General features: G+C 69.9%; 8 protein-coding genes and 1 pseudogene. 4 read left to right on the forward strand and 5 right to left on the reverse strand.

What is annotated here, in order from left to right:
• Window positions 1-27 precede the first annotated feature (27 nt).
• Both ACSQ2B_RS15745 and ACSQ2B_RS15750 read right to left on the reverse strand, forming a co-directional pair.
• Window positions 28-125: pseudogene (locus ACSQ2B_RS15745) on the reverse strand (hypothetical protein); the annotation flags it as partial.
• A 39-nt stretch (window positions 126-164) separates the two neighbouring features.
• Window positions 165-3,014, reverse strand: coding sequence for a M16 family metallopeptidase (locus tag ACSQ2B_RS15750; protein WP_436051261.1), 2,850 nt, complete (start codon window positions 3,012-3,014; stop codon window positions 165-167).
• 236 nt (window positions 3,015-3,250) lie between these two features.
• Between ACSQ2B_RS15750 and ACSQ2B_RS15755 the strand changes: the two genes are divergently transcribed.
• The 3 genes from ACSQ2B_RS15755 to ACSQ2B_RS15765 all read left to right on the forward strand — a co-directional run bounded on the left by ACSQ2B_RS15755 (window position 3,251) and on the right by ACSQ2B_RS15765 (window position 8,694).
• Window positions 3,251-5,359: a TonB-dependent receptor gene (locus ACSQ2B_RS15755; RefSeq protein ID WP_436051263.1), complete on the forward strand. Its 2,109-nt coding sequence runs from the start codon at window positions 3,251-3,253 to the stop codon at window positions 5,357-5,359.
• A 4-nt stretch (window positions 5,360-5,363) separates the two neighbouring features.
• Window positions 5,364-6,470 carry a PepSY-associated TM helix domain-containing protein gene (locus tag ACSQ2B_RS15760; RefSeq protein ID WP_436051265.1) on the forward strand — a complete coding sequence of 369 codons (1,107 nt, stop codon included), beginning with the start codon at window positions 5,364-5,366 and terminating at the stop codon, window positions 6,468-6,470.
• A gap of 109 nt (window positions 6,471-6,579) precedes the next feature.
• Window positions 6,580-8,694, forward strand: coding sequence for a TonB-dependent siderophore receptor (locus ACSQ2B_RS15765; protein ID WP_436051267.1), 2,115 nt, complete (start codon window positions 6,580-6,582; stop codon window positions 8,692-8,694).
• A gap of 41 nt (window positions 8,695-8,735) precedes the next feature.
• Here the strand turns inward: ACSQ2B_RS15765 and ACSQ2B_RS15770 are convergent, their stop codons facing one another.
• The 3 genes from ACSQ2B_RS15770 to ACSQ2B_RS15780 form a co-directional block, all read right to left on the reverse strand.
• Window positions 8,736-9,710 carry a small ribosomal subunit Rsm22 family protein gene (locus ACSQ2B_RS15770; protein WP_436051269.1) on the reverse strand — a complete coding sequence of 325 codons (975 nt, stop codon included), beginning with the start codon at window positions 9,708-9,710 and terminating at the stop codon, window positions 8,736-8,738.
• Between the two features lie 2 nt (window positions 9,711-9,712).
• Window positions 9,713-11,650: an acetate--CoA ligase gene (gene acs / locus ACSQ2B_RS15775; RefSeq protein WP_436051271.1), complete on the reverse strand. Its 1,938-nt coding sequence runs from the start codon at window positions 11,648-11,650 to the stop codon at window positions 9,713-9,715.
• A gap of 68 nt (window positions 11,651-11,718) precedes the next feature.
• Entirely contained in the window at window positions 11,719-12,483 is a 765-nt protein-coding gene (locus ACSQ2B_RS15780) for a sulfotransferase family 2 domain-containing protein (RefSeq protein ID WP_436051273.1), read from the reverse strand.
• 124 nt (window positions 12,484-12,607) lie between these two features.
• Between ACSQ2B_RS15780 and ACSQ2B_RS15785 the strand changes: the two genes are divergently transcribed.
• Window positions 12,608-13,123 (forward strand): hypothetical protein, encoded by a 516-nt coding sequence (locus ACSQ2B_RS15785; RefSeq protein ID WP_436051274.1) that lies wholly within the window; start codon window positions 12,608-12,610, stop codon window positions 13,121-13,123.
• Window positions 13,124-13,180: the final 57 nt, after the last annotated feature.

A 13,180-nucleotide genomic window follows, 5' to 3' on the forward strand; every position in this document is an offset into this window, starting at 1 on the left:
CGGAGCTGTCCCCGTCCCATTATTTCCGTCATCCCGGACGGCCTGCAAGGCCGAGCCGGGACCCAGGGGGTTCTGCAGTGCGGCGGCCCCGGGTCCCGGCTCTCCGCTGCGCTCCGGCCGGGATGACGGTAGGAGGAATGCCGCGAGGAGGGGGCGTCCGGAGCCTACTTCGGCGCCTTCCGCAGCGTCGGGCTGTCCAGGTCCAGCTCGCTCGCCGGGATGACCTCCAGGTTCGGTCGCGCCGCCTTCAACGGCCCCACAAAGCTCTTGGCATCGCCGACCACCACCACGCTGGCGTTCGCCGGATCGAACATCTTGCCGGCGAAGCCCTGGACATCCGTCGCGCCGACCGCCTCGACCTTGGCCGTGTAGCGCGTCACCTCGTCGAGGGGGACGCCGTAGAGGGCGAAGTTGCCGAGGATGTCGGCCAGGCCGCCGGTGGTGGCGAGCTCGCGGCCGAAGCTGCCCACCAGCACCGACTTGCGGGCGGCGAGCTCGGCGGCGGTCGGCGGGGCGGCCGCCAGGCTCTTCATCTGTTCGTCGATCAGCGACAGCACCTGGGGCGCGGACTCGTTCTTGGTCTGGGCGCTGGCCCGGAAGAGGCCGGTGGTGCGGTTGGCCGACAGCCTGGACGAGGCGCCGTAGCTCAGGCCCCGCTTGACCCGGATCTCCCCGTTCAGCCGCGCCGAATAGCCGCCGCCCAGCACGGTGTTGGCGACCAGGCCGGTGTAATAGGCCGGGTCGGCGCGGGCGATGCCGGGCTTGACGACGTTGACCGACGCCTGGCCGGTCCCTGGCAGGTCGATGGCGATGGTCCGCGGCGCGAGCCTGGGCGTGATGACGGGCGCGGGCGGCAGCGGCGTCGCCGGTTTCGCCCAGTCGCCGAAGGTCTGCTCCGCCAGGGCGAAACCCTGGTCGGCGGTGATGTCGCCGGTCAGCACCAGGACGGCGTTGTCGGGGCGGAACCAGGTGTTGTGGATCGCCGCCAGATCGGCCGGCTTCAGCCTGGCGATCGAGTCCGGCGTGCCGACGGCGACATGGCCGAACGGAGTGCCGGCGAACACCACCGGGCCGGAAGCGTAGGAGGCGATCTCGCCGGGCTCCTGGTAGGCGACCTGCAGGCTGTCGAGCGCGAGCTGGCGCTGGCGCTCCAGCTCTTCGGGTTTGAAGGCCGGATTGCGCGCGACGTCGGCCATGATCGGCAGCGCCGCGTCCAGCTTGTCCGGCATGACGTTGAGGGTGACCGACGAGGCCTCCAGGCTGGCGCCGGCGCCGAGATTGGCGCCCAGCGCCTCGACCTGGCGGGCGATCTCCTGGGCCGAGCGGGTCATGGTGCCCTCGGTCAGCATGCCGGCGGTCATGCCGGCGGCGCCGGCCAGGCCCGGCGGATCGGCCCAGGCGCCGGTCTTGACGGTGAGATCGACGGTGACCAGCGGCAGGTCCGACGAGCGGGCGACGATCACCCGCAGGCCGTTGGCCAGGGTCCGTTCGGCCGGCGTCGGCAGGACCGGCTGGACGGGCGCGCCGAGCGGCGGCGGCGGCTGGCGCTTGTCCGGCGGGGCCAGGCTGAAGGCGGGGCCGGTATATTTGGCGACGGTCTTCGGCGGCGCGGGCTCGGCCGGCGGCGTCTGGCCCTTCGGCCGCTCGCTCTCGGAGCGGTAGCGGATCGTCATCCGCCGGTCGGGCGCGAGGTATTTCTGCGCCACCCGCTGGACGTCGGCGGCGGACACCGCCTGCAGGTCGGCGAGCTCGGTGTTGGCCTTGGCCGCGTCGCCCTGGATGCGCAGCGCATAGCCGAGCGCATAGCCGCGGCCGTCGATGGTCTCGCGCTCGCGCAGCTTGCCGGCGACCAGCTCGTTCTTGGCCTCCGCCAGCTCGGCGTCGCTGGGCGGGGCGACCCGCAGCCGCGCGACCTCGGCCAGCAGATCCGCCTCGCCCTCGGCCAGGGTGTGGCCCGAAGCCATCACCGCCCCGACCATGAAGCTGCCCGGCTGCTGCGGCAGGTCGGCGTTGGAGAAGATCTCGACGGCGACCTGCTTCTGGTAGACGAGGCTGTCATAGAGCCTCGACGACTTGCCGCCGGAGAGGATGGCGTCGAGCACCTTGAGCGCCGGGGCGTCGGGGTCGGACGCCTTGGGACCCAGCCAGGTGATGGCCAGCGCCGGCAGCGGCACGTTGGGACCATAGCCCTCGAAGACGCCCGGCCCGGTGCGCGCAGGCTCCACCGCGGTCACCTTCTGGATCGGCGCCTTCGGCGGCTTCAGGGGCGCCAGGTATTTGTCGATCCAGGCGTTGAGCTCGGCCTCGTCGAAATTGCCGACGACGATCAGGGCGGCGTTGTCGGGCCGGTAGTATTCCTGGTGGAAGGCGCGCACGTCGTCGATCGTGGCGGCGTCCAGGTCGGCGATCGAGCCGATCCCCGGCCGGTGATAGGGATGGGTCTTGTAGGTCGCTTCCGGCAGGTAGAGGGCGAAGAGCCGCCCATAGGGCGAGGCCAGCACGCGCTGGCGCAGCTCCTCCTTCACGACGTCGCGTTCGGACTTGAAGTTGGCCTCGTCGACGACCAGCGAGCCCATCCGCTGGGACTCCGCCCAGATCAGCCGCTGCAGGTGATTGGCCGGCACCACCTCGAAGTAGTTGGTGAAATCGTCAGCGGTGGAGGCGTTGTTGAACCCGCCGACATCCTCGGTCATCCGGTCGAAGCTCTCCGCCGGCAGGTCCTTGGTGGCCTTGAACATCATGTGCTCGAAGAGGTGGGCGAAGCCGGAGCGGCCGCGCGGGTCGTTCTTCGAGCCGACGCCGTACCAAACCTGCACGGTGACGTTCGGCGTGGTGCGGTCGAGCGAGGTGTAGACCTGCAGGCCGTTGGCCAGAGTGCGTTGCTTGAAGGCGATCGGCGGCACGACGCTGGTCCCTGGCGATCGCTCTAGCGGCGTCTCGGCCAAGGCCAGGGGCGCTCCGGCGGCGGTGGCGAACAGCAGCGCCAGGCCGGCGGCGCGAAGGGTGCGGATCATGGGTCGTCCCGAAAAAGCGAGCGTGCCAAGGCTTAACACCCCAGAGCCGCCGGGAAAGCTTAAGGGGTTGTCATCTTGGGCGACGGCCTGAGCGGACATCCAGCCCTCGGCGTCGATCCTCGCCTTGCGAGGCCTGCACGGAAGACAAATGTCATTGATAACGCCTCGCAATTGCGTCTATCCCCGCGAGCGGATTTCCACGCGGGGAGTGTTAAGTGCGATCGACGGCGAAATGCGTGCTGCTGGCGTCAGCCGCCTTGTGGGCGACGCCCGCCTTGGCCCAGGCGCCGAACGGCGCCGATAACAGCGACGTCATCGTCGTCACCGCCGCGCGCTCCGTGCTGCCGCCGAACGCCCTGCCGCTGACGGTCGACATCATCGATCGCCGCGCGCTGGATCAGCAGTCGGCGATCGCCGGATCGGTGGTCGACGCGGTGTCGAACCTCACCCCGTCCTTCTCCCCGACGCGGGGCAAGCTGTCAGGCGCCGGCGAGACGCTGCGCGGCCGCTCGCCGCTCTATGCGATCAACGGCATTCCGCAGTCGACGCCCTTGCGCGACGGCTCCCGCGACGGCTTCACCATCGATCCCTTCTTCGTCGACCGGGTCGAGCTGATCTACGGATCGAACGCGCTGCAGGGGATCGGCGGCGCCGGCGGCATCGTCAACCAGGTGACGGTCGGCCCGCCGGCGCAGGACGGCGTCTCCGGCCGCGCCCTGCTCCAGCGAAACGCCGGGACGGACTTCAAGGGCGACGGCCTCGGCTGGAAGGGCGCCGGCCTGGTCGGCTACCGCGCCGGGCGGTTCGACGCCACCGCCGGGGCCGCCTACCAGCAGCGGGGCGCCTACTACGACGGCCATGGCCGGCGGATCGGCACCGACAGCACCCAGGGCGAGACGCAGAACTCGGACAGCTGGTCGTTCTTCGGCCGGTTCGGCTATGCGCTGAGCGACACCGCCCGGCTCGACCTGATCGCCAGCCGCTTCGATCTGAAGGGCGACGGCCGCTACATCGCCCAGAACGGAAACTACCTCATCAACCTGCCGACCACCTCGGTTCGCGGAGATCCGCCCGGGCAGGCCGCCGCCAACCGCACCGAGAGCATCGGCCTGTCCCTGACCGACAAGTCGCTGTTCGGCGGCAACTTCGTCAGCCAGGTCTTCTGGAACCGCTCGCGCGACACCTTCGGCGGCGAGGTGGCGCCGATCGCCACCTTCCAGGACGTGAGGCTCGCGCCGATCGGGACCCTGTTCGACCAGTCCCAGAACCGCTCGCGCAAATACGGAACCAAGCTCAGCTATGAGCGCGCGGTTCCGGGCTTCGAGGCGCTCACCGCCACCGTCGGCTTCGACACCTTGTTCGACCGCACCGAGCAGGTGTTGATCGCCACCGACCGCGTGTGGGTGCCGCCGACGGACTTCCGCAGCCTCGCGCCGTTCGGCCAGGTCAACCTCGCCCTGTTCGACAAGAAGCTGCGGCTGGCCGGCGGGGTGCGCAACGAGAACGTCCGCATCAAGATCGACGACTATACGACGCTGGCGTCCTACGGCGGCGGCCACTTCGTGCGCGGCGGCGCGCCGAAGTTCAGCGACACCCTGTTCAACGGCGGCGTGATCGTGGAGCCGACCCCCGGCGTCCGCGCCTATGCCAGCTATGCGCAGGGCTACACCGTTCCCGACGTCGGGCGGATCGCGCGGGCAGTGAACGCCGACGGCGTCGACATCGACACCTACGTCAACATCAACCCGATCGTGTCCAACAACCAGGAGCTGGGCCTGGAGTTCAAGCGCGGGCCGTTCAACTTGAGCACGGCCTATTTCTGGTCGAAGAGCGCCAAGGGCCAGGTTCTGGTGTTCATCGGGGGCGCCTATGAGGCGCAGCGCCAGAAGATCGCGATCGAGGGGCTGGAGATCAACGCCAGCGTCGCCACGTCCGTGCCGGGCCTCACCCTGTCGGCCGGCTACGCCCACCTGAAGGGACGCACCGACACCGATGGCGACGGCCGGCTCGACGCCGACCTGGACGGGGCCAACATCTCGCCCGATCGCGTGAATCTGTCTGCGAGCTATGATCGCGGCCCGATCACCGCCCGCTTCCAGACCCAGGTCTTCCTGTCGCGCAAGTTCGACGGCCAGCCTGCGGCCAACGACTTCGAGGGCTACGCCGTCACCGACGTGACGGTCCGCTACCAGACGAAATTCGGCGGGATCACGCTGAGCGCCCAGAACCTCTTCGACACCTTCTACATCGACTATTATAGCGACACCGTGCGCCCCACCGACAACGCCCACTTCTTCGCCGGCCGCGGGCGCAACGTCACGCTGGGCTGGGACTACAGGTTCTGACGCCATGCGCCTGATCGACGCCCTGCACCGCTGGCTCGGAGGACTGATCGGCCTCCTGCTCGCGACGCTCGGCCTGTCGGGCGCCATCCTGGTCCACCGGCGAGCCTGGATCATGGCTCCGCATGCCGGCGACGCCCCCCGGCAGACGACCGAAGCCGTCGCAGCGAGGGTCGGACAGCTGATGGCCGATCCGGCGACCCGGCCGCAGATGATCACCTTCGCCGACCGTGACTTCGGGCTGGATCGGCTGGCCTATCGCGGGGGCGCCGGGGCCTATGCGGATCAGGCGGGGACCCTGGTTGCGCGCTGGTCGAGCCAGTGGGAACGGCCGGAGCTCTGGCTGCTCGACCTTCACCAGCATCTGTTCGCCGGCGAGACCGGAGAGACGGTGGTCGGCGTCGCCGCGCTGGCGGGCCTCGTCTTCGTCGTCACCGGCCTGATCCTGTGGTGGCGAACACGGCGGATGTTCACCTTCCGGCTCTGGCCGAAGCGGATGAGCCGCCCGGCGGTACTCTGGCAGCATCGCGACTTCGGCATCGTCGCGGCCCCGCTGCTCCTGCTGTCGCTGATCACCGGAGCGGTGCTGGTGTTCCGCCCGCTTTCGGCCGTGCTGCTCGGCCCCGACGCGCCGCGGACCATCGCCGCCAGCCTGGAAGCACCGCCGTCCCGCCCGGGCCGGCTTGCCGAGACCCTCGATTGGCCCGGCATGATCCGCGTCGCCCGCACCCGCTTCCCCGACGCCGAGATCCGCAGCCTGTCGCTGCCGCGCAAGGGAAACGGCCTCATCACCCTGCGCATGAAACAGTCCTGGGAATGGCTGCCGAATGGCCGGACGACCGTCTGGTTCGCGGCCGACGACGGACATCTGGTCGCCGCTCGCGACGCCGCCGCGCTGCCGCCCACGACCCAGGCCTACAATCTTCTCTATCCGCTCCACGCCGCCGAGGTGGGGGGCCTGCCGTTCCGCGTGCTGATGACCCTGTCGGGTCTCGCCCTGGGCCTTCTGGGATCTCTCACCGTCTGGACCTTCTGGTTCAAGCGCCCCAGAGTCAAGTCGCCAAAGCGGGTCCGCAAGCAGGCCGATGAGGCGATCACGGCCGCCGAGGGCTGAGGCCGGCATCCACGCACCTGGCCAGCGTCGCGTTGGACCCTTGGAACTTGACAATTGCGTAGATGCGAGTGACTCGCACACTCATTCGCAGTGAGGGTGGGGTCAAGGAATGATGTTTCGTCGCGGGCTGATGGCCGCAGCGCTCGGGATGCAATGCGTCGCGGCGCCGGCTCTCGCCGAGGAGGACGCGCCGAGGGACGTGGAGGAGGTCGTCGTCACGGCCCGCGCCCAAAAGCTTTATCGGACCGAAGAGGTGAGCGTCGGCAAGCTGCCGACGGAGCCGCTGGCGGCCAGCCAGACGGTCCAGGTCATCAACGCCGAGCTCATCCATGACCTGGGCGCGCGCAACGCCCAGGATCTCTATCGCAACATCTCGGGCGTCAGCTTCTTCTCCTACGCCGGGGTGACGGCGCGCGGCTTTCGCCAGGAGGAGATCTTCTTCGACGGCCTGCGCGGCGATCCCTACGCCGGCTTCTCCGTGCCGCAGCTTTTCAACATCGAGCGGCTGGAATTCCTCAAGGGCCCGGCCGGCATGCTCTATGGGCCCGGCGCGCCCGGCGGCCTGTTCAACTATGTCACCAAGAAGCCCACCGAGGTCTTCGCGGCGAAGGCCTCCACGGTCGTCGGCACGGGATCGCGCTACGGCGGCTCCGTCGAGGCGACCGGCGCCTTGCCCGTCGAGGGTCTCTCGGCCCGCGCCGGCGTCTTCTACGAAGATCGCGACACGCCGCGACGCAACGCCGGGGACAAGGCGCTGATCCTCGACACCGGGCTGAAGTACGCCTTCGACCTGGGCGAGGTGACCCTGCAGGCCACGCGCTACGAACAGGATCTCGACGCCAATCGGCTGCGGGGCGTGCCGGTCGACGCCAGCGGCCGCTTCCTCACCAGCCGCCGTTGGAATCACAATGAGCCGACCGACTTCCTCAACTTCGAAGCCAACGTCCTGCAGGCGCTGGCGACCTTGCGCCCAACGGACAGCCTGACCCTCAGCGGCGGGGTCCGCCACACCGAAGCGCTCGAGACCCAACAGTACCACGAGCCCCAGGGCCTCTTCGATTCCGACGGCGACGGCCTGGTGGACGCCACGACGCGTCAGTTCCGCGATCAGATCCGCAAGCAGCAGAACTGGTCCGTCGGCGTGAACGGCGTCTGGTCCGGCGCGCTGGCCGGCGTCGACAGCCGGGTGCTGTTCGGCGGCGACTGGTTCAAGCAGGAGGCCTCGCTGGACAATCGGAGCAAGACGGGTCTGCGGACGGCGCAAGCCGGCAGTCCTCCTCCGCTCAGCCTGTTCGACCCGGCCTATGGTCTCGTCTCGACCTCCACCTATGCCCTGGGACCGTTCGTCCGCACCTACACGGACCAGAAGCGGGCGGGCGGCTACCTGCTCTACGAGGCGACCGTCGGGCCGCTGATCGGCACGGTCGGCGCGCGCTACGACGACTTCGAGGACCGCTCCGGCGCCACCACCTTCTCCGACAGCGCCCTGACCTGGCGGACGGGGCTGGTCTACCGGATCCGGCCGGACGTCTCGTTCTACGGACAGTGGGCCCAGAGCTTCGAGCCCCAGGCCGCGACCAGCCAAACCCCGCTCGCCGGCGGCCCCTTCGCGCCGACCGAGGGCGAGATGTTCGAGGGCGGGGTGAAGACGGAATTGATGGGCGGGCGGCTGCAGACGACCGCGGTCGCCTATCACATCACGCGCACCAACATCCTGCAGGCCGATCCCCGCGGCGACGTGGACGGCGACGGCGTCAACGATCAGATCGCGTTCGGCGAGATCGTCAGCAAGGGCGTGGAACTGGACGTGGCGGCGGACCTGACGCCCAACTGGGTGCTGACCGCCGCCTACGCCTACAACGACACCCGGATCACCAAGGACAACGGCAGGACGGTGCTGACCAACGCCGTCGGCGACCGCTTCGCCAATGCGCCGAAACACACCTTGGGCTTCTGGACCCGCTACCAGTTCCCCGAGCTCGGCCTCGCCGTCGCCTTCGGCGGCGACTACGTGGACACGCGGGTCTCCATGAGCGGTCAGAAGGTCCGTCCCTACACCATCTTCGACGCCTCGCTGATCTACACGCGCGGCCCATGGGAGGCGCTGCTGAGGATCAACAACCTGCTGGACGAGACCTACGCCGCTTCCGGCTTCATCGACCGCACCGGTCACTTCCCCGGCGAGCCGCGATCCGCCTTCCTGCAGCTCTCACGCCAATGGTAGAGGCGGCGATCCCGGCAGGCTGAGCGCCCCGCCCGCCCGGGTCAATCCAGGGCGTCGCCCCAGCCCAGCCGGCGCGCTGCCGCATGGCCGGCCTTGTCGCGACGCCCGACAAACCGCGCCTCGACGCCCTCGGGCGTGCAGAGCTTGAGGTCGATCCCCGGTTTGCCGGCCCGGGGCGGGGCGAGCACGCGGGCGGGCGCCGCGGCGCCCAGACCCGGCCGGGCGGCCAGCAGATAGGCGTAGGGCTCGTCCTCGTAGGGAACCTCGGCGCCCTTGGCCAGGCGGTGGTCGCGGCTGCGCGGCAGGCGCACGGCGAAGTGGCACCAGTCCTCGCCGACCATCGGGCAGACCATCTCGTGAGGACAGGGCGCAAGAATTTGCGCGCCGGCGGCGATCAGACCCTCGCGGGCCTTCCGGAGCCGAGCGAACCCAGCGGGCGTGCCGGGCTCGACCAGGGCCAGCAGCCCCTCGCACGCGGCCCAGAGATCGGCGACCACCGCCGCCTGCCGTTCCGGCGCGATCTCGGCGAGCGCATAGCTGCAGGCCACCAGGTCGGCCCGGGGCCAATCCGCGCCGCCGGCGGTCAGGTCGCCGCGCCGGCGGTCGGCGGCGCGCAGCGGCTCCGCCGCTTCCGCCGCCAGGCGCGCAGCGATCTCCAGGAACTGCGGGCTGGCGTCGAGCCAGCTTAGCTCGGCCAGCTGCGGCCAGGTCTCCAGCGCCGCCCAACTGGCCGCCGCAGGTCCCGCGCCGGCGTCCAGCAGCCTGCGCGGCGCAAAGCCGGGCGCACGCGCCGCGGCCTCCTCGAAGACGCTGGCGCAGGCGGCGTAGGTGGCCGGCAGGCGTGCGAGCGCATAGGCGAGCGCGTCGTCGGCCTCGCGGATCACGCCGGCCGATCCCTTGCCCGCCCGATAGGCCGCCGAGGTTCGCGCCGTCCGCTCGGCCAGGCCCTTGCGCGACACCCCTTCGAGCTCCCGCGCGATGGCCGCGCGCAGGGTTGCGGGAAGCTCGACGGACACGCTCAGGCTTTGGCGCGGTGCTTGACGAGATCGTCCACCACCGACGGATCGGCGAGGGTGGAGATGTCGCCGAGGTTGGAGAGATCATCCTCGGCGATCTTGCGCAGGATGCGGCGCATGATCTTGCCCGAGCGGGTCTTCGGCAGGCCGGGCGCGAACTGCACCACGTCGGGGGCGGCGAAGGGGCCGATCTCGCGGCGCACCCAGCCCTTCAGCTCGGCCTCGAGGATGTCGCTCGCCGTCACGTCGGCGTTGAGCGTCACGTAGCAGTAGATCCCCTGCCCCTTCACGGGGTGCGGATAGCCGACGACCGCAGCCTCGGCGACCGACTCGTGGGCGACCAGGGCGCTCTCGATCTCGGCGGTGCCCAGCCGGTGGCCGGAGACGTTGATCACGTCGTCCACCCGGCCGGTGATCCAGTAGTAGCCGTCCTCGTCCCGGCGGGCGCCGTCGCTGGTGAAGTACTTGCCGGGATAGGTGGTGAAATAGGTGGTGATGAAGCGCTCGTGGTCGCCATAGACCGTGCGCATCTGGCCGGGCCAGCTGTCGGTGATGCAGAGGTTGCCGCTGACGGCGCCCTCCAGCACCTTGCCCTCGGCGTCGACCAGCTGCGGCTTCACGCCCGGCAGCGGCTTGGCGCAGGAGCCGGGCTTCATCGGCGTCGCCCCCGGCAGCGGGCTCATCAGGCAGGCGCCCGTCTCGGTCTGCCACCAGGTGTCGACGATCGGGCAGCGCTCCTCGCCGACGACGCGGTGAAACCACAGCCAGGCTTCGGGATTGATGGGCTCGCCGACCGATCCCAGCAGGCGGATCGACTTGCGCGAGGTCCGCTTCACCGGCTCCTCGCCCTCGCGCATCAGCGAGCGGATGGCGGTGGGGGCGGTGTAGAAGATCTCGACCTTGTGCTTGTCGCAGACCTCCCAGAAGCGCGACGAGGTCGGATAGTTGGGGACGCCTTCGAAGATCAGGCTGGTGGCCCCGTTGGCCAGCGGGCCGTAGACCACATAGGAGTGGCCGGTGACCCAGCCCACGTCGGCGGTGCACCAGAAGACCTCGCCCGGCCGATAGTCGAACACCGCCTCGTGAGTGTAGGCGGCCCAGGCCAGATAGCCGCCGGTGGTGTGCAGCACCCCCTTGGGCTTCCCCGTCGACCCGGAGGTGTAGAGGATGAAGAGCGGGTCCTCGGCGTTCATCGGCTCGGGGTCGCACTCGTCGCTGACGGTGGTCTTCAGGTCCGAATAGAAGGCGTCGCGGCCGGCGGTCATCGGCACGTCGGCGCGGGTGCGGCGCACGACGATGACGTCGGTGACGCCCGGGCACTCCTTCAGCGCCTCGTCGACATTGCGCTTCAGCGGCACGATCTTGCCGCCGCGCAGGCCTTCGTCGGCGGTGATGACGACGGTGGAGGCGCAATCTTGAATACGTCCGGCGATGCTGTCCGGCGAAAAGCCGCCGAACACCACCGAGTGGACTGCGCCGATCCGCGCGCAGGCCAGCATGGCGAAGGCCGCCTGGGGGATCATCGGCAGGTAGATGGTGACCCGGTCGCCCTTCTTGACGCCCTTGGCCTTCAGAACATTGGCCATCCGGCAGACTTCGGACTTCAACCGGCCATAGGTGACGGTGGAGGAAATCTCCGGATCGTCGCTCTCCCAGATGAAGGCGATGTCGTCCTTCCGCGCGGGCAGATGGCGGTCGATGCAGTTGACCGAGACATTCAGCTCGCCGTCGGCGAACCAACGGATGCGGAAATCGTCGCGATGGAAGGAGACGTCCTTCACCTGGCTGAAGGGCTTGCTCCAGTCGAGCCGGCGGCCGAGGTCGCCCCAGTAGCCCTCCGGGTCGGTCTCGACCCGCCGCACCGCCGCCTCATAGCCCTCGGCGTTGACCAGGGCCCGCTTCGCCCACTCGGCCGGAACCGGGAACACCTCGTCGCTCATCGTCGCCTCCGCATAATCTGGCGCCACTATGCGGATGCGACCGCCCGGCGCAATCGCTTGGCTGACGTCTAGAGCCCGAACGTGCGCCGCCCGGCCTCAAGACGTGCGAGGGCGGCGGCGTAGACGGCATATTCCAGTGGAAAGGCGCGTTCGTAGACCTGCCGCAGATCAGGCCGCGCCTCGGCCGGATCGCCAAGCCGGTGCGGTTCGCCGGCCCGGTTCAAGCGCGTGACCTCGGCCGGCGGCGGACGCCCAAGGACGGCGGCGATGAGCTCGACCGATTGGACGTAGCGCTCGGTCACCCCGACCGCCAGGTACTGCGGGCCGAACACCGCCGCGGGATCGGCCGGATCGGTCGGATCGGCGAGCTGGGCCAGGAAGGAAAATGGGTCTTCCGTCGGGTCCACCGCCCGGCGCCGGTCCAGCCAGGTCTCCAGGTCCGGGGCGTCGGCGAAGTCCGGCGCGGACACGCCGCTGCGGATCTGGAAATGCAGATAGCGCCAGGTGGAGACGAATCGGTCGAAGGGGTCGCGCAGCAGGACGATCAGCTGGTCGGCCTCGGGATAGTACTGGCGCACGCCGATGCCGCGCAGCCGGTTGAAATGGCCATGCACGCAGAGGCCGGGCCGAAGCGGCGCCCGCGCCGGCGGCTCGCCCTGGTCGCCACGATAGTGGAAGGCCATCTGCTCGCGGCCGAACCAGCCCTCGAGGTCGTTCCGGAAGCTGGTGCCGGCGGTCTTCGGGACGTGCAGCGAGAACAGCGGACGGGCGGGATCGTACCCCCGCGCAGACGCGGCCGATCCGCTCACTTTTTCGGCCTCGCCGTCGGACATCCACGCCCTTCCTTCGCCCAGCCGCTGAAAAGCTGGGGACGAATAGCGGTCCTGCGGCATTACGCGCAACTGCGGCCTACAGCTGCGCTTGCCGACGCGGACTCGCCTCGCCATGGTCCCGCCGATGGTTCGTAAGCATTGGGTCGCGGCGTTCGCCGTCTTGATGGTCATCGCGCAGGCGTGCGCGCGCAAGCCGGCGGAGCGGCCCGAGGCCGGCGTGGTCCAGGCCTTGCTGACCTCCGCCTGGTCGGACGACTCCAACGGCTTCGAGGCGGTGGTCGATCGCGCGGCGGTGCGCTCTGACCTGCGCCAGCAGCTGCTGCGGGTGGCCCAGGCCAACACCCTGTCGGTGGAAGGCGGCGCGTCGGACGCAGCCCTGGACCGGATGATCTCCCCGCACGCCTTTCGGCTGGTCGAGGCCGCCTCCGGCGGGCCGCTGAGCGCCGCGCCGTCGCGGGCGCAGGCCGCCGCCCTGCTCAAGGCGGTGGGCCGGAACACCGTCTGCGTTCACGACCAGACGCCCGCCCAGGCCTGCCTGCTCACCTTCGCCAAGCTCAGCGCCGGCTGGCGGCTGGTCGGCATGGCGCCGGCGGGCTTCACCATCCCGGTCGCGCCGGAACCCGAGAAACCCGGCGCCTGAGCCATGGGCGGACAGGATAGCGCGCGCCTGGCCAGGGGCCAGACGCGCGCAAGTCAG

It is taken from the genome of Phenylobacterium sp. LjRoot225, assembly GCF_964252855.1.
Taxonomy (GTDB): domain Bacteria; phylum Pseudomonadota; class Alphaproteobacteria; order Caulobacterales; family Caulobacteraceae; genus Phenylobacterium.